Origin of the sequence: Sulfidibacter corallicola (assembly GCF_017498545.1) — a bacterium.
Taxonomy (GTDB): domain Bacteria; phylum Acidobacteriota; class Holophagae; order Acanthopleuribacterales; family Acanthopleuribacteraceae; genus Sulfidibacter; species Sulfidibacter corallicola.
The window spans coordinates 4,885,450-4,902,106 of record NZ_CP071793.1; the positions used below are offsets into that span (position 1 = coordinate 4,885,450).

13 protein-coding genes are annotated in these 16,657 nt (G+C 58.5%); 8 read left to right on the forward strand and 5 right to left on the reverse strand.

Annotated elements, in window-relative coordinates; translation table 11 throughout:
• Positions 1-320 precede the first annotated feature (320 nt).
• The 4 genes from J3U87_RS14495 to msrB all read right to left on the reverse strand — a co-directional run bounded on the left by J3U87_RS14495 (position 321) and on the right by msrB (position 2,723).
• Positions 321-830 (reverse strand): TrmH family RNA methyltransferase, encoded by a 510-nt coding sequence (locus J3U87_RS14495; RefSeq protein WP_237383769.1) that lies wholly within the window; start codon positions 828-830, stop codon positions 321-323.
• 292 nt (positions 831-1,122) lie between these two features.
• Positions 1,123-1,533 carry an Hsp20/alpha crystallin family protein gene (locus J3U87_RS14500; RefSeq protein WP_237383770.1) on the reverse strand — a complete coding sequence of 137 codons (411 nt, stop codon included), beginning with the start codon at positions 1,531-1,533 and terminating at the stop codon, positions 1,123-1,125.
• A 48-nt stretch (positions 1,534-1,581) separates the two neighbouring features.
• Positions 1,582-2,001: an Hsp20/alpha crystallin family protein gene (locus J3U87_RS14505; protein WP_237383771.1), complete on the reverse strand. Its 420-nt coding sequence runs from the start codon at positions 1,999-2,001 to the stop codon at positions 1,582-1,584.
• A gap of 311 nt (positions 2,002-2,312) precedes the next feature.
• Positions 2,313-2,723 carry a peptide-methionine (R)-S-oxide reductase MsrB gene (msrB, locus tag J3U87_RS14510; RefSeq protein WP_237383772.1) on the reverse strand — a complete coding sequence of 137 codons (411 nt, stop codon included), beginning with the start codon at positions 2,721-2,723 and terminating at the stop codon, positions 2,313-2,315.
• A 266-nt stretch (positions 2,724-2,989) separates the two neighbouring features.
• Between msrB and J3U87_RS14515 the strand changes: the two genes are divergently transcribed.
• Together J3U87_RS14515 and J3U87_RS14520 are read left to right on the forward strand one after the other, a co-directional pair.
• Entirely contained in the window at positions 2,990-3,337 is a 348-nt protein-coding gene (locus J3U87_RS14515) for a hypothetical protein (RefSeq protein WP_237383773.1), read from the forward strand.
• 135 nt (positions 3,338-3,472) lie between these two features.
• The gene (locus tag J3U87_RS14520; RefSeq protein WP_237383774.1) at positions 3,473-5,962 is read left to right on the forward strand and encodes a TonB-dependent receptor; all 2,490 of its coding nucleotides are present in this window, start codon (positions 3,473-3,475) and stop codon (positions 5,960-5,962) included.
• Between the two features lie 319 nt (positions 5,963-6,281).
• On the opposite strand, the gene J3U87_RS14525 is transcribed toward J3U87_RS14520, so the two are convergent.
• A complete protein-coding gene (locus J3U87_RS14525) occupies positions 6,282-8,288 on the reverse strand; it encodes a bifunctional serine/threonine-protein kinase/formylglycine-generating enzyme family protein (RefSeq protein WP_237383775.1) in 2,007 nt (668 codons plus the stop codon).
• Between the two features lie 408 nt (positions 8,289-8,696).
• On the opposite strand from J3U87_RS14525, the gene J3U87_RS14530 reads away from it, so the two are divergent.
• The 6 genes from J3U87_RS14530 (at position 8,697) to J3U87_RS14555 (ending at position 16,550) form a co-directional block, all read left to right on the forward strand.
• On the forward strand, positions 8,697-10,187 hold the full coding sequence (locus J3U87_RS14530; RefSeq protein ID WP_237383776.1) for a DNA-3-methyladenine glycosylase 2: 1,491 nt from the start codon (positions 8,697-8,699) through the stop codon (positions 10,185-10,187).
• An 86-nt stretch (positions 10,188-10,273) separates the two neighbouring features.
• The gene (locus J3U87_RS35005; RefSeq protein ID WP_272932488.1) at positions 10,274-10,792 is read left to right on the forward strand and encodes a methylated-DNA--[protein]-cysteine S-methyltransferase; all 519 of its coding nucleotides are present in this window, start codon (positions 10,274-10,276) and stop codon (positions 10,790-10,792) included.
• A 290-nt stretch (positions 10,793-11,082) separates the two neighbouring features.
• Positions 11,083-12,879: an NHL repeat-containing protein gene (locus J3U87_RS14540; RefSeq protein WP_237383777.1), complete on the forward strand. Its 1,797-nt coding sequence runs from the start codon at positions 11,083-11,085 to the stop codon at positions 12,877-12,879.
• Between the two features lie 41 nt (positions 12,880-12,920).
• Complete coding sequence (locus J3U87_RS14545; protein WP_237383778.1) at positions 12,921-13,349, forward strand: hypothetical protein; 429 nt, start codon at positions 12,921-12,923, stop codon at positions 13,347-13,349.
• Between the two features lie 389 nt (positions 13,350-13,738).
• Positions 13,739-15,019 (forward strand): cytochrome-c peroxidase, encoded by a 1,281-nt coding sequence (locus tag J3U87_RS14550; RefSeq protein ID WP_237383779.1) that lies wholly within the window; start codon positions 13,739-13,741, stop codon positions 15,017-15,019.
• Positions 15,020-15,152: 133 nt separating this feature from the next.
• The gene (locus tag J3U87_RS14555) at positions 15,153-16,550 is read left to right on the forward strand and encodes a choice-of-anchor B family protein (protein WP_237383780.1); all 1,398 of its coding nucleotides are present in this window, start codon (positions 15,153-15,155) and stop codon (positions 16,548-16,550) included.
• Positions 16,551-16,657 lie beyond the last annotated feature (107 nt).

A 16,657-nucleotide genomic window follows, 5' to 3' on the forward strand; every position in this document is an offset into this window, starting at 1 on the left:
TTCGATCGAATCTCACGCACAACCGAGCGGTGTGCGAGAAATACAACGAGATCCATGCACATCGGCGGCAGTCCAGGGGGCGCTGCCACGATGCGATCCTATGTCTCCGAATTGCCAGTTGATTGAGATTAGCTTAACCAGCCGGCGTGTGGGACGCAATAGGTTTGCTGCCAAAAGCTGAACTACGCCAAAAAAGTGCGAAGGGCACAGCGGTTCCGCTTGGCAACTTCAAGATAACGCAATTCATTCATTGCGTAATGGGGAATATTACGGACAAACTCAACCTATTGCAACAAATCTGTTGCTAAAAATCTCAATTATCAAGTCATCGACTCAGGAAAATTATCGTCGACGTACCGCTCACCCGATCGCGCCGCAGGCGGCAGTCCCTGTGCCCGTTGAAATTGGAACATCACGATGCCTCCGGCGACCGCCACGTTCAAAGAGGGAACGCCACCCCATTGGGGAATGGAAATCAGGTGATCACAGAAAGGGGCCGCATCCGCCAAACCACGCCCCTCGTTGCCCAGGACAAAGGCGATGTCGCGGTCGAACGTCGTTTGCGTGATGCAGGCCCCGCCGATTTCGACGCCCCAAACCTGGAACGCCTGCTGGCGGCAATAGGCCACCGCGTCGGCAAGGGTGTAGAAATGGCGCCAGGACAAAAACTGAAAGGTCCCCTGAGCACCGGTCGATTTGACGCGCTGCCGGCCGACGATCAACAGCTCGTCGCACCCGAAGGCATAGGCCGAGCGACTCAACATGCCCACGTTGTTTTCCTTTTCGATATTGAACACGATCAATTTGAACCGAAACGCTGGTTCGTTCATGGAGCGGCTCCCCTCGAACTCACTTCAAATCGGCGGTACCGAGCCACGGGCTTTCGATGCCGGCCCGCTCATCTTGGCACAAGCGGCGCGAAGCGGTAATGGATTATCTGGCGTGGGCGAGTTCGGAAAGACGCATCGGGACGGCCGAAGGCATTTCGATGCCAGACACAAAAAAAGCCGCTACCGAAGAAAGACTCCTTCGGTAGCGGCAACCTCGAACCGTCGAGAGACCGTCATACAAGGGATGGGTGGAGAGGAGAGAGGAACGGAGGGGCTGGTTGTGAGTCGGGAATCAGTTGACCTGGATGCGAATCGGCTTGGCTTCCTCGAGCTTGGGCAGCGTCAAACTCAGGACACCGCGCTCGAGATGGGCCTTGATGTTCGAAGCGTCGATTCCCGACGGAATCTTGAAAGCCGCCTGATAATCGGATTGGGTGAATTCGCCATGAACCTTGCGATACCCCTCGAATTCGGGGGCTTTTGCCGTCGCCTTCAATCTCAGGTAGTTGTTCTCCACCTGAATGTCGAGATTCTCCGCGGGAACACCCGGCAACAACGCGGTGAACAAGAGCCCCTCGTCGTTGCGTTGGAAGCGGTGGCGCGGTACCACGATCGGGCTGGCGGTTCGATTGGATTCGGGAACGGGGCTGTTTTGCGTGTCGGTCTTGGCGACGGGCGATTTTTCCAAAGTGGCTGTGGTCATTTTTTCCTCCAAAGTTCGGCTAAGCGTTTCGAAACGGTGACAAGGGAATCAGGCGACGTTTACCTGGATCCGTTTGGGTTTGTCTTCTTCGCGTTTGTCCAGGGAAATCACCAGGACGCCGTCCTCGAGGGAGGCGGCGACCGAGTCTTCCCGAACCCGAAAGGGCAGGTTGATGACGCGATGAAAGTTACCGAATTGAAGCGAGCCTTGTTCGACATCGTCGGGAACGACACCCTCGAGATGAAGCTTGTTGCCTTCGACCGAAAGCTTGAGCCATTCGGCGCGCCAACCGGGCGCATGGAGCACGGCCTTGGCGCCGTCTTGATTCAGGTAAAGATTGACGGGGTGGGCATGAGCCCGTCCGGAGTGTTGAAAGGAAGGGAAGAAACGTGAAAATTCACGGTCGAAAAAGTCGAAGTCAAATGCGGGCGACCAGGAGCGGGAAAGCTGATCGAGCAGTTGCAACATAGGGGACCTCCAAAAAGTGTGCGCCTGAGAGCCAGGCTAATTGCTGAAAAGAATAATAAAACCTTAGCTTATTGATGTCAAGTTTTATGACAACATTATTCACTTTTCTACACAACCACCACCAATCAAGCCAGTTACAGTGCAATTCTCAACTCTTTATATGAGCGCCTCACTATAAGATTTTATGCTCACACCAATAAAAAGGGCCGAATCCCACATCACGCGGGATTCGGCCCTGCCTTCATTTCCTCAGTTCCCGGGTGCGATTCGGCCGGTTCCGCCGGTTCCGCCTGCCCGACCTCCGCTCCGGGCTATCCTTCCCCTTCTTCCTTCGCCTTGAAATCCAGCGACGCCGAATTGATGCAGTACCTCAACCCCGTCGGCTGCGGTCCGTCCTCGAAAACATGCCCCAGGTGCGCATCGCAATGGCTGCACAACACCTCGGTCCGCCGCATGAAGTGACTGCGATCCTCCTTGGTCTCGATGTGTCGCTTTTCCTTGGGTTTCCAAAAGCTGGGCCAGCCGGATCCGGAATCGTACTTGGCCTCGGAGCCGAACAACAGGGTTCCACAGCAGATGCAGTGATAGTCACCCACCTTCTTGAGATCGTGGTAAGCCCCCGTGAATGCGCGCTCCGTTCCCTTTTCGCGCGCCACGTAATACTGCTCCGGCGTCAGTTGCGCTTTCCATTCGGCTTCAGACTTGTGGACTTTGTCACTCATGGCATACCTCCTGGTGAAATCCCAAACCGTTTTCTGTTGCGGGTGAAAAGACAGTTCGTTCGATCCATTGATTCCATCATATATAAATAGGTGCGGCTGTCGATGAAACCCACCCGGGAGCCCCAACGGTGCGCCCCATACCGAACAAATTTCGGCCAACTGTTGCCTTTTTGATATCGAAATCTTAAGATCGGTAATAGCGCGCTTTTTTTGGACGACCTATGTTCCGACAGACTCCATCGGCATTTACCCACTTTTCATGGATCATGATCTTGCTGATCCTCGGCAACATGGCCGAGCTGTCTCCGCTCCACCATCACGAAGAAGAACACGCCTGTCTTCAAATCGACGGTACCTTTTTCTACTTCGACAAGACCTCGGTCGACGACGAAACAGGTTCGGAGCAGCCCGCCCTGCACGGCATTCGCATCGGGGACCGCCACGAGCACCCCATCTGCGGGATCTGCCAGATGGCTTCTACCTGGCTGCTCGAACTGCCGGCGCATTCCGTTGGTAATCCGAACTCCGAGCTCGAAACGCGCCTCATATCTTCCAACGCGATCCGTCCGATCAGCGCTCCCTTTCACCAGCGAGGACCACCAACCAACTCCTGAGTCAAATGGAAAGGAAACTCGTGAAGGTCCCGACGCCGACGCACTAGAGCGGTGTCGTCGGTTCGTGTTGCCTGTCTTCCTTTCCAGGTCACCCTGTTTCAATGACTTCAAGCAAAGAATCTCAAGGAGTTGGACATGTTCCCAGCTATCGGGCACCTCTGCCGGGTTGCCCTATTCTGCCTGCCGTTGACCCTGTTTGCGGGCGGCAGTATCAAAGGAAAGGTGCTCACCGAAACGGGTGAGCCCATTCGCCAGGCCAAGACGATGATCTTGGACTTGAAACGCCTCGGAAAAACCGATACCGAAGGCTCTTTTCATTTTGCAGATGTCCCGGCAGGCACCTATTCGCTCCAAATCTCGAGCGACATTTTCGGTAACAGAATTCAGGAAGTGACGGTGGCGGATGGCCAGGACGTGGATATTCAAGTCGTATTCGACATTTCCATCCACGAAGATCTGACGATCACCGCGACGCCCAAGCGCAAAAGCGTTTCAGATGTGGCCCAAGCCATTGGCGTCATGAACGAAACGGACCTTCAACAAAAAATGGAACCGACCCTGGGCGAAACCCTGGCTCGGGAGCCGGGCGTCAGCGCCACCTCGTTCGGGGCGGGCTCCAGCAGACCCGTCATCCGGGGCCTCGGTGGTGATCGCATCCGTATCCTGGAAGGCGGCATCGGTACTGGCGACGCATCCAACGTGAGCGCGGACCACGCCGTCACCATCGATCCCAGCACCGCCGAACGGGTGGAAATCCTGCGCGGGCCGGCCTCGCTTCGGTACGGCAGCAACGCCATCGGTGGGGTCGTCAACGTCATCGACAACCGCATTCCGGAGTTCACCGCCAGCTCGCCCCTCAGCGGCTCCGTTTCGGCCCGAGGCAATTCCGGTTCGGACGAGCAGGCGTTTGCGGTCCGCCTCAACGGCGGCGTGGGCCAGTTTGCCTATCACGCCGACTTTTCCTCCACCGAGACCGAGGATTACGAAATTCCCTCGCCCCCCGAATTGGAAGGAGATCACGAGGATGAAGGCGAACACGAGGATGAAGAACCCTTCAACGGTACCCTGGAAAACAGCGCGCTGGAAAACACCAAGGGCACCTTGGGCCTTTCCTACGTGACGGATCGCGGCTTCGTCGGTTTCTCGGTCACGAGCTATGAAAGTGATTACGGCGTTCCCGGCCACGGGCACGGCCACGAAGAGGACGGCCACGACCACGATCACGAAGGCGAAGAAGAGGACGACCACGAAGAGGACGGCCACGAAGAGGACGAGCACGGTCACGAAGGTGAAGAGGAAGAACAGGTACGCATCGACCTGGATCAGCGTCGCATCGACGGCCGCGGTGAAATCAGGGTGGATAGCGACTTCCTGGACGTGTTGAACATGCGCATCGGCTACACCGACTACGATCACCAGGAACTCGAGGGCGACGCGATCGGCACGACCTTCGAAAACGAATACCTGGAAATGCGCGGGGAAGTGGTTCACAAAGCATGGGGACCTTTCACCTCCGGCTCCTTCGGGGTCCAGTACAACCAGCGCGATTTTTCGGCGGAGGGCGCGGAAGCCTTCGTGCCGGCCAACGAGAACGATACCTTGGCCGTCTACCTCTACGAAGAAATGGATCGCGGCAACTGGAGCATCGTGGTGGGTTCGCGATTCAGCCGTCAGAACAGCAAGACGACCGAACCCATCAATCGCGATCATGACCACGATCACGATCACGACCACGAAGGGGAGGACGACCACGACGACGAAGGTGAACACGGGGAAGAGGACGATCACGACCACGATGACGACGACGATCACGGGGACGACGACGATCACGATGAGATCGAAGGCGAACTCTTCGATCGCGATTTCGACGGTCTCTCGGCATCCATCGGCTTCGTCTACGGCAAGGAGAGCGACTACGGCTTTTCCACCAACGTAACCTACACGGAGCGCGCCCCCACGCCGGAAGAGCTCTTTTCGTTCGGTCCGCACCTGGCCACTTCCGCCTTCGAAATCGGCGATCCCGACCTGAAGAAGGAGTCCAGCATTGGTCTGGACGTTCAGTTCCGCAAAAAATCCGGCCCCGTCACCGGTGAAATCAGTCTCTTCACCAACCGCTTCGACGACTTCATCTACGAGGCTGCGACCGGCGAAGAGGCGGACGGTCTGGATGAATTCGCATTCGTCCAGGAAGACGCCGAACTGTACGGCGGGGAAGCGCACCTGGACATCTCACTGCTCCACAGCGATCCCCATCACCTTCACCTGGAACTGATCTACGACTACGTCCGTGGCGAGCTGGATTCCAGCGGCAACCTGCCGCGCATCACCCCGGCCCGGTTCGGCGTGATGCTGGAGTACCAGGGCGATACCTTCTGGGTTCGGACCGAAGCACGCGTTACCGAGGATCAAGACGACGTCGCCAACTTGGAAACCGCCACGGAAGGCTACACCTTCTACAACGCTTCGGCGGGCTATCGCTGGTTCGTAGGCTCGACCCTGCATCAGTTCCTGCTGCGCGGCAACAACCTGACCGACGAAGAAGGCCGCAATCACAGCTCGTTCCTCAAGGACCGGGTCCTGCTGCCGGGCCGCAACGTCACGCTTTCCTATCAGCTTAAGTTCTAGACAAACCATCCAACGATCGCAAAGGGCGCGGCACGGCCCGTATTTCTCGCCAGGGGGTGGGAAATGCGGGCAGGACCGCGCCTTTTTCTTTGCAAAAAAAACCCACGGAACACATGAGGAAAAAGGTTCCGTGGGTAGGAATTGCGTTCTGCAGAGACTCATCTGAGGTTGAGGTGTCAATGAGTCCGTCTTGTTTCCTAGAGGAAGAACACAGCCATTATAACGAGAACCCATTATCAAGAAAACCCATTTCTCGATATTCCCTTATCAAAAACCACAACCTTTCTTCGCAACTGGCCCGTAGCGGGGACTTCGACCGTCAGGGTTGGGTTGCGGGTTTGGCGACGCGAACCAGCCGGAACCCGATGGCGCAGTCAGCCTTCTCCGGTGCGTAGCTGCTGCGATTGGCGGAACGGGCGACGGAGGCGGGCGTGTTCCAGGCGCCCCCACGAATGACTCGCTGATTCCCGCTCTCAGGCCCTTTCGGATCGCTCAGGGGCGATTCTTTGTAGTATTCGGGATCGTAGTAATCGCCGCACCATTCCCATACATTGCCCAACATATCGTAGAGGCCCCAGGCGTTGGGGTCGCGCTTGCCCACTTCGCGGATCCGGCCCTCGGAATTCTCGAGGTACCAGGCATATTTTCTCGGCGTCGTTTGAAAGACACCTCCGGAAAAGAGGCCCTTGGTACCGGCCTTGGCGGCGTATTCCCATTCGGCCTCGGTCGGTAATCGCAAATCCAAACCCACCACTTCGTTCAACTTGGCCAAAAACTCCTGGATTTCCAGCCAGGACACGTTTTCCACCGGTAAGCGGGCACCACGACGACAAGCGGGATTGTTGCCCATGACGGCTTCCCATAGATCCTGGGTGATTTCGGTTCGCGTCATGGAAAAGGGGGAGATGGTGACCCTGTGAATGTGCATCTCGTCTTTCTTCAACATTACGCGGCTGCCCATCTTGAAGCTGCCCCCGGGCACCTCGGCCCACTCCAAGCCGGCGAAGACACGCTCCACCTCCTGTCGCCAGAGCAACCGCTGCCGCTGGGCTTCCTCAGTGCTCACGGGATCGGGCTCGGGAGCCGGTTCGGCGGAAATGGATTTCTGGAAGTAGAAGAAAAAAGCGGCGAGCACCAGAAAGCCCCCGAAAGCCAACCAGAGACCCCAAGGGTTCTTGGTTCGTTCGGGTGAAGCGGCATCGCCGCGGCGGCTGGCCGGCTCGGGTCGCGTTCCGGTGACCTCAGTTTCGGCCATGAGCATGGCGTGCTTGAAGGAATCACGGTCCACGGTATTCTCGTTGCTCACCATTTCCATGTCGTTCCAGGTACTGGTCTCCATTTGCGCCGGATGAGGCACGCTCCCGAAGAGTTCCGGAAACGAGGTATGGAGGACCGATCCCAAGGCGGCACCGTCCGCGTAACGCTCCTGGGGACTCTTGGCCAGAAGTCGGAGGACGATTTCATCCAATTTTTTCGGCAGGTTGGGCTTAATTGCCGAGGGCGGTTGGGGAAGGTCCTTGACGTGTTTGAAAATGACGCCCATGGGATTGTCGGCCTGAAACAACACACTGCCGGTGAGCATCTGAAAAAAAACGGCGCCCAGTGAATATAAATCGGTGGCGGGACCCAAGGTGCCGCCGGTAGCCTGCTCCGGACTGAGGTAATAGGGGGTTCCGAGCATGGCCTGGGTCGCGGTCAGGCTCGCCTGGTCCAACGCCCGCGCGATCCCGAAATCGACCAGGATCGGTGTTTCCTGGGCATCGAACATAATGTTGCCCGGTTTGATGTCGCGGTGAATGACATTGCGGCGATGGGCATAATCCAGGGCCCCGGCGAGCAGGCTGACGATCCGGACGGCTTCCCGCCACTCCAAGCCCTGCGCGATGCGCGACTCGAGACTGCCGCCTTCCAGGAGGGCCATGGTGAAATAGTGGACCTTGTCCATGGTGCCGATGTTGTGAATCGCCACGATATTGGGGTGCTGCAGCGCCGCCGCGACCTTGGCTTCACGCTGAAATCGCTCGACCGCAACGGGATCGGAGGTCTTGCCATAGGGCAGGACCTTGACGGCGACACGTCGATCGAGGTCGAGATCGTTTGCCTCGTAGACCACGCCCATGGCGCCTTCGCCGAGCTTGCGGATGATCTGAATGCCCTCCTCCGGATGAGACAGAAAAAACTCGTCGGTCCGGTTGATCAGCGTTTTCAGACGCGCCTCGGGCAGATCCTCGGCATGGAGATCGTCTTCATCCGCCAATCCCAGCCCGCAATACTGGCAAAAAAGCGCCTCATCCGAGCACTGGCTATCACAGTTAGGACATTTCACCCCTGGCCACTCCGCATACGATCACGATTAGGGCGATTCATTGTGACATAGAAGCCTGAGAAATGGATGAGGGAACCATTTGATCTGGGCGAGAAGCCCGCTTCCCGCCCGCCGAGGAACGCCATCGACGGGTCCCTCATCCCCGGCTCGATACGTCGGATGTTATAGTGGTGGGGACGACACCCGATTCTTGCACCGCGCCACCATTCTCATTCAGCCGACAGGCCGGGGTGTCCCATGTCCTTCCGCGCCTGGCCAGGCCTGCGCATTTCGGACAGGCTTTTCCGATTCCAGCGAAGAGATCTGGAAGAATTCGAGCGGGTCGCTCCGTTAGAGTGGAAACAACGAGCTCCGAGAAGTGCCTGCATCCATGCAGCCGATCCCGAAGCGGGAAAAGGTAGGCCAACCATGACCATGTTTACGCGAGAGTACATGCTGACCCATGCGGCGATGCGGGACAAAAATTGCGACGGCAAGTTCATCACCGGGGTCCATTCCACCGGAATCTACTGTTTGCCAAGTTGCCCGGCACGCAACCCCAAGGCGGAAAACATCCGCTTTTACCGCACCGAACGAGAAGCCAAGAAGGCCGGCCTGCGCGCGTGCAAGCGCTGCAAACCCGATGATTTCTATCGCGGTTACGACGAGGATCTGGACCTGGTGCGCGAATTGATGGCTCGGGTGCGCAAGGAACCCCAGAAATATCCCACCGCGGCGGCCATGACGCGATCTTCGGGTATCGGCAATACCAAGCTGAATCAGTTGTTTCGCAAGCATTATCACCGAACGCCGGCGGAGTACCTGGCGCAAACGAAGATCCAGGCGGCGGCCGAGCTGTTGGATCAGCCCGGAGCCGGGGTCCTGGATGCGGCACTCGGCGCCGGTTTCGAAAACAGTTCCACCTTTCACCTTCAGTTCAAACGCACCATGTTCCTCTCGCCCGGCAAGTACAAGAACCTGGGAGCGGACAACAGCTTCACGCTTTCCCTACCGGAGGATTACCGCGCTCCCGAAATCGTCGCCTACCTGACCCGCGATCCTACCGAATCGGACAACCGCCTCACCGACAAGGGCATGGCCAAAGCCTTCGAATTCGAAGGAACGCCCGCTGTCATGTATTTGGATTTCGGGAACGGCGAGGTTCAGGTCCGGCTGGAAGGCATGGCCCCGAATCGCGCGAACATGCGCTTCGCACACCGCATCGGTCTGAGGCTGCTCGGCCTCCAGATGGACCCCAAACCCTTTTTGACCCGCATTCAGTCGGAACCGAAACTGGCACCCCTGATCGTGGGTCGCGAAGGATTGCGCGTTCCCCAAACCCTGGACTTCTTCGAGGGCCTGGTTTGGACCATCGTGGGTCAGCAGATCAACCTGAATTTCGCCTACCGACTGCGCAGCACCTTGATCGAGCGCTGGGGCAAACCCTCCGTCGACGGCCTGCACACCCACCCTTCGCCGCAAGCCATCGCCAACCTGGACTACGCGGACCTGACCGGCCTGCAATTCTCGAAACGAAAGGCGGAGTACCTGATCGACACGGCGCGACTGGTGGTCGAAGGCAAACTCCGACCGGAACGGTGGGAACATGCCGGTGCCGGCGAAATCGAAAAGGAACTGTGTGCGATTCGCGGCATCGGAAGCTGGACGGCCCGGTACCTTCTGCTGCGTTGCTTTGGGTTCGCGGACAGCTTCCCACTCGGTGACGCGGGCCTGGCCGCCGCACTGCAAAGCTATTTTTCTTTGGAAAAAAAGCCGGATCGAGAGACCTGTACGACCTTGATGGAGCCTTTTTCACCCTACCGGGGCTTGGCCTCCTTCTATCTGTGGCAATACTTGAAAGAACGAACGGGCAAAACCACCGCGAGCCCCATCCCCTGGAATCGGGGAAAAACCGCGTGAATGCCGGGTGCCGCACCGAAGTCCACCGAACGAGGACGTGAACGGCCGCGGCGACCTCGATTCGGACCCGAACTGGAGGTAATCCCATGCACCTAGCCGCCCGATTGGACACACCCATCGGCCCCATGGTCAGTGTGATCGACGAAGACCGGGCCCTGGTCGCCCTGAACTTCGAAGCGCCCGACCTGCCCGACCCGTTGCAACACCAGTCATTACGCCACCTGAAACAGGGCGTGGACCTCGAATGGGACAAAGCCCCACCAGAGGACGTGGCCGAACAACTCTCGGCCTATTTCAAGCGCGAACGGACCGATTTCGATCTGACCCTGGCACCCAAGGGAACCCCGTTTCAACAAAAGGTCTGGACCGCGTTGCAGGCAATTCCCTACGGCGAGCACATCAGCTATGGGGAATTGGCGCGCCGCATCGGCAATCCCAAAGCCGCACGCGGTGCCGGCTCGGCCAACGGCGCCAACCCGATCGCCATCATCATTCCCTGCCACCGGGTCATCGGTGCCAACGGAAAACTCACGGGCTACGCCGGCGGTGTCCATCGGAAAGCGGCCCTGCTGGACCACGAACAGAACGCACTGTTCACCTGGTGACGAAAAGCCAGGAAAGGGAAAACTCGGTCGGCCCAGGCTGTCCACTTCGAGTGCGAAGCTGTGTTTGCGCTCATTTTTCGCGCGAGACCGTCTCCCAAGTCGCAAAGTTCCGCTTGAGTGACATCGAACCGCGGGGCTAAGCTTTCCGCATGAAGAACTTAATTACCTCAGCCTCCATATGTCGCTTCTCGTTCCGGTTATGCCTCGCCGTCGTGTCACTCGGGTTTCCGATCACCGCCGGCGAACCATCGTCCTTCTTTCCGGGGGCGTTTCAGGCGGAAATCTCGGGCGTGGGATTCGCCGCCGATGTGGCCTTCGATTCGAAGGGGCACCTCTTCGCCCTGGATCGCAAGCAACGCCGCATCCGCGTGTTCGATTCCACCGGAAACCCGCAAAGGCACTGGATTTACAAAAAGAGCCGGGTGTTGCTCGACCCGACCTCTCTCCACCTGACCGAGAAAGCCGTTTGGGTCACGGATGCGGGTCGCCACTGTGTTTGGCGGTTCGATCGAAAGACCAAGCGAGCCACGAAATGGGGTTCGATCGGCCGCGAGGAGGGTTCGTTTCAATCTCCCATGGATGTGGTCGTCGCCGGTGATCAGGTGCTCGTCGTAGATTCGGGGAACCGGCGCATTCAGGTCTTCGACCGCTCGGGCAAGGTGATTCGGGTGACCGGCCCCACCGGAGAAGGTTGGGCGTTCGCGCTTCCCAGGTCCATCGCAACGGATGGCGGCGCGCGCATCTACGTCGCCGACAGCGGGCGCAACCGCATTTTGGTGTTCGACCTGGACGGTAGCTTCGTCACCCAATTCGGCGATTGGGGTTTCTTTCCCGGCCTGCTCGACGAGCCCTGCGACCTGGCCTGGCTGGGCGAGCACCTGTTGGTTCTGGACCGCCGCAATCACCGACTGCAGGCTTTCGACGGCGCCGGTGAATCGAAATGGCTCTGGGGAATTCACGAACGCACGCCCCACGAAGGGGAAGGCCGGCTCCACTATCCGAATCACTTCGCCATCGATCCCGCGCAAAAGACCCTGGTGATCGCGGAGGCGCTCGAGGATCGGTTACAAATCTTTCAAACGGCACCCGCCGATGCGGATCGGCGCTACGATCCGATTCGCAACACGGGCAAAGGTAGGGTCCATTTCGGCCGGACCATCGCGTTGGCGGGGCAATTGATGGTGGTCGCCGAACCGGAAAACCACATGATTCTGGTCTACGACATCCGACGGGATATCCCGGTCAACATCAACAAATTCGGGGAGCGAGGTACCGGTTTCGGCCTGATGTCGCGCACGGAATCCGTGGATATCGATCCGGTGAACCGGCGAATTCGCTCCCTCGATCGAATCACCAGGCGGGTTCAGGACTTCCGCTTCACCTACGACCCCGAAGAACAACTGCGCCAGCGGCCGAACATGGTTCAATTCGCCAAAGCGATGGCCTTCGATACGCTGGCTCGGCGTGCCGGGTCCGACCCAACGGCAACGGGCGACTTTGCGGCGATTCGGACCGCGCCCGACGGCCACACCTTTCTGTTGGACCAGAACCGCCACCGCATCCTGGTCTACGACGGCAAATGGCGCTTCCAATTCGGTTTCGGCAGCTACGGCGACAAAAAAGGGCGTTTCAACCGGCCCACCGACCTGGCGCTCGACCCTTCGCGCGACAGGACCCTGGTGGTCGACAGCCTGAATCGCAGGGTCCAGGTCTTCGACCGCAAGGGAACCTTTCGCTTCGCGTTCGGTCGCAAACATTTGAAGGCCCCCTTTGGCGCGGCCGTCGATCAAGATGGTCACATCTACGTCAGCGACCAGGCCTTGGACCAGGTATTGGTGTTCGACGCCAAGGGCAAGTACCGGCACCGATGGGGTGAACGCGGCGACGAAATGGGCCAATTGTGGAATCCGGCCGGCATCGCGGTCAGTGAAGATCAACGGGTCTTCGTTATCGATTATGGAAACCATCGAATTCAATCGTTCCGGACGGACGGTTTCTGGCTGGCGACCCTCGGTTCCGGACGCGCCTTCACCTACAAACATCCACCACCCAAAGCAAAGAACCGAAGTTCCGCGGATCGACGCTGATTCGCAACGTCCCCATCCAGTCCCCCAAAGGAGAATTCACCGTGTTTCATTCGCGAATCCATCAAAAACCATGGCTCATTCTGGCGATGTTGTGGTGTTGCGGCCAAGTCTGTGCCGCGAGCACCGGTGAGGCGCCCGGAGTTCTGGCCACCAGTGACGAGCAGTTTTTCGTCGTATTCGAAACCGATCCCAACCCCATCCCCCAAAACGCGCCGTTCTCGATCGTCGTCTCGGTGTACGAGGACCGCGAGCGGACTCGGTCGGCGAAAGACATCGAACTGACCGTCGACGGGCGCATGCCGCAACACCGTCATGGCATGAACACGACGCCGGTCATCAAAGCCCTGGACAACGGCAAGTTCGAAGTGCAAGGTATGTTGTTCCACATGGTCGGCCTGTGGCAGCTCCACTTCGACATCACCCGCGACGGCGAGACCGTGCGGGCTCAAACCACGATTCTCCTGGAATGAACCCGGGCCAAGAATCCCCGAGGGTGTTCGAACACTCGCCTCCAGGATCAGACCCGAAACGTAAAAACTTGACATGACGACTTGCAAACTACTGTGAAAATCAAGGATAGTTAAGCACAAGGCTTGAATTTCCGAATTTTGAAGTTTTTTAACGTCATTATTCTTTTAGCACAGTCTCTACCAGACTTCTTTTCTCGGCTTTTTCCGGCCAACTCACCGCTCCTTTTCGTGACCGAAGTCACAACCACCGCGTTTGCGGCCAGCGGACAATCGCAAACGGCGAGACCTTCCCACGATGGGATGGGTGTCTTTTGATGCACGCAGTGAGGTATCGGACATTGGGTCGGCAAACTCGAACACCGCGAATTCTTCGGATCGGACTATGGTTGATGGTCTGCGGGTTCGCGCTGTCCGCCGCTCCCATTCGCGCGACGGAAGTGCCGATCGTCACGTTCACCGAAATCGAGAAACGGCTTTTACTGCAGCACCGTCGAGCGCCCTTGCCGAAAGATCCCACCAACCGCTACGCCGATTCGCCGGCGGCGGCACGCCTCGGACAATTTCTGTTCTTCGACACGCGCTTTTCGAAGAACGGGGAAATCGGCTGCGTGACCTGTCATCAGCCGGCCTTGGGATTCGCCGACGGTAAGTCTCTCGGCGAGGGTTTGGCAACCGTGGACCGACATGCACCGAGCCTGTGGAATGTCGCCCATCAGCGGTGGTTCTTCTGGGACGGACGGACCGACAGCCTGTGGGCCCAAGCGCTCCAACCCTTCGAGAACGAACGCGAGATGGGCACCAACCGAATGCGGATCCTGCACCGGATCGCCGAGGATCCGCTCCTGAAACAAGCCTATACCGACCTTTTCGGGCCCCTGCCCAACCTGGCGGATACATCGCGTTTCCCGCGTGACGCCCGCCCGGTCGATGGCGACCGAAACCATCCCGAGGCCGTCGCCTGGGCCGGCATCGGCCCGGAGGATCGCGACAAGGTCAACCGTGCCTTCAGTAATGTGGGCAAGGCCATCGCGGCTTACGAACGGCAATTGGTCAGTGACCCCACTCCCTTCGACCAATTTCTCGAGGGCCTGGAATCCGGCGATCCGCAGAAAATGGCGGCACTCGATACCAAAGCGCAACAGGGTGCCAAACTGTTCGTCGGTAAAGCCAATTGCCGGCTGTGCCACCTGGGTCCCAATTTCACGGATCTGGAATTCCACAACAACGGCGTCCCGCCTCTTGCCGGGGGCTTCCTCAGCGATCAAGGCCGTTATCAAGGCGTGGCGGCCGTCAAACGCGATCCCTTCAACGCCGCCGGGCCGTACAGCGACGATCCCGCCGGCGACAAGGCGGCGGCGTTGCGCTACCTCACTCGCCAAAGCGATCAATGGGGCCAATTCAAGACCCCGGGCCTGAGAAACGTGGCCAAACATCCGCCCTTCATGAGTCAGGGCCAGTTCGCCACGCTCGACGAAGTGATCCGGTTCTATTCCACCCTGAAAGACCGCGTGTCCAACGGTCATCACGAAGACGTTCTGCTGGTACCGCTCCACCTGACGGATGCCGAAATCGAAGCCCTCGTGGCGTTTCTCGAATCGCTGACCGCCCCGAATCCACCCCATCACCTGACCCGGAAACCCGACGATCCCCGAGATTCGGCCAAGCCCTAGCGGAACGGCGACCTCCCATGTCGCGTTCGGTTACACGCACCACCCACCCATTCGAAACCTGTCTCAATCATTCCCGATTCTCCACGTCGGGGAGAACTCGGTTTTAGTGCAGCAGTGTACCAAGGTGACCCTCATGAAAATAACCGGTTCGAGGCAATGCCGTTTATGGGTCCTGACCGTGATTTGGTCGATTTTCAGCGCATCCGCCCACGAGAACGATCCCAAGTTGCTGGACCGACAACCCCGCTACGAAGGCCCTGGGTATCGCAGTGATGTAGCCGGTAGAAGGGGTGAACCCGCGTTTCCATCCTCGGGCATCACCTTGATGGCCTGGTTGCCCCTGCCGGAATTCGGCGAAGTATACAGGGCCAGCGACTGCTGGGGCTACACATCGGACTCCGGTCGCGAATACGCCATTCTCGGTTTCATGGAGGGCACCGCGTTCGTCGAGATCACCCAGCCCGGCAATCCACAAATCGTGGCGGTCCTCGAGGGCTTCGTTTCCGCTTGGCGCGACATCAAGACGTATCGGCACTTCGCCTACGCCTCTACCGAGGGCGGAGGTGGAGTTCAAGTGTTCGATCTGGCGCAGATCGATGCAGGCATCGTCACGCTCGCCACGACAATTACCGAGGGAGGCACCCTGGAAACGCACAACGTGGCCATCGACGAAGACAGCGGCTTCCTCTATCGCTGCGGCGGCTACAACGTCACCGGCCTGCGAATCTACAGCCTGGCGGATCCCGCAAATCCCGAATTCGTGGCGAGGTGGGACGACAAGTACGTGCACGACGCCCAAATCGTGACCTACACCGAAGGTCCCTATGCCGGCCGCCAAATCGCCTTTGCCTGCGCCGGTTTCAACGGCGGTTACGTCAATCCCGGCTTGAGTATCATCGACGTGACCGACAAGAGCGACCTACGGGTTCTGACCCACTACGAATTTCCCGATCCGGTCTATTCCCATCAAGGCTGGCTCTCCGAAGACAAGCGGTTGTTCTACCTCAACGACGAGTTGGACGAGCGCGATTTGAACATCCCCACCACGACCCACGTCATCGACGTCTCCGACCTGGCCAATCCGGTTCAGGTTTCCACGTTCGGCAGCGGAAGCAGCGCGATCGACCACAACCTCTACGTCCGCAACGGACATATCTTCGAAGCCAATTACCGCAGTGGTCTGCGGGTGTTCAACAATGAGGCCGACGCTCGAAACCCGGTGGAAGTGGCGTTCTTCGATACCTATCCCGAAGACGACCAAGCCAAGAGCAACGGCTTGTGGAGCGTGTATCCCTTTTTCCCCAGCGGCACCATCATCGGGAGCGATATCGAGCGCGGCCTGTTCGTCTGGCGATTGACGCGATGCGGTTCATCCTACGATGTGAACGAAGACTGCTTCGTCGATTTAAAGGACTTTGGTTTGGTAGCGGCCCAGTGGAATCACTACTGCCAGGGTTGCGCCCAGGATACGGACCATAACGGACGCGTGACCGTGCAAGATATGGTGTCGCTCCTCAACAACATACCCTAAACCGGAAACCACTTCCGCCCGGCTCGGCCCCGGACAGCCCATGGATCGGGAGATTCGGCCGTATGCGGAATAAAAACATGTTCTTTCATTCTTTTTGTAGAGAGGGG

Excerpts from the sequence above, each read along its gene's own strand:
- msrB (WP_237383772.1), bottom strand. The coding sequence starts at position 2,723 with ATGAGTGACAAAGTCCACAAGTCTGAAGCCGAATGGAAAGCGCAACTG.
- J3U87_RS14500 (WP_237383770.1), bottom strand. The coding sequence starts at position 1,533 with ATGACCACAGCCACTTTGGAAAAATCGCCCGTCGCCAAGACCGACACG.
- J3U87_RS14555 (WP_237383780.1), top strand. The coding sequence starts at position 15,153 with ATGAAAATAACCGGTTCGAGGCAATGCCGTTTATGGGTCCTGACCGTG.
- J3U87_RS14505 (WP_237383771.1), bottom strand. The coding sequence starts at position 2,001 with ATGTTGCAACTGCTCGATCAGCTTTCCCGCTCCTGGTCGCCCGCATTT.
- J3U87_RS14495 (WP_237383769.1), bottom strand. The coding sequence starts at position 830 with ATGAACGAACCAGCGTTTCGGTTCAAATTGATCGTGTTCAATATCGAA.
- J3U87_RS14530 (WP_237383776.1), top strand. The coding sequence starts at position 8,697 with ATGACCATGTTTACGCGAGAGTACATGCTGACCCATGCGGCGATGCGG.
- J3U87_RS14520 (WP_237383774.1), top strand. The coding sequence starts at position 3,473 with ATGTTCCCAGCTATCGGGCACCTCTGCCGGGTTGCCCTATTCTGCCTG.
- J3U87_RS14515 (WP_237383773.1), top strand. The coding sequence starts at position 2,990 with ATGATCTTGCTGATCCTCGGCAACATGGCCGAGCTGTCTCCGCTCCAC.
- J3U87_RS35005 (WP_272932488.1), top strand. The coding sequence starts at position 10,274 with ATGCACCTAGCCGCCCGATTGGACACACCCATCGGCCCCATGGTCAGT.
- J3U87_RS14550 (WP_237383779.1), top strand. The coding sequence starts at position 13,739 with ATGGTCTGCGGGTTCGCGCTGTCCGCCGCTCCCATTCGCGCGACGGAA.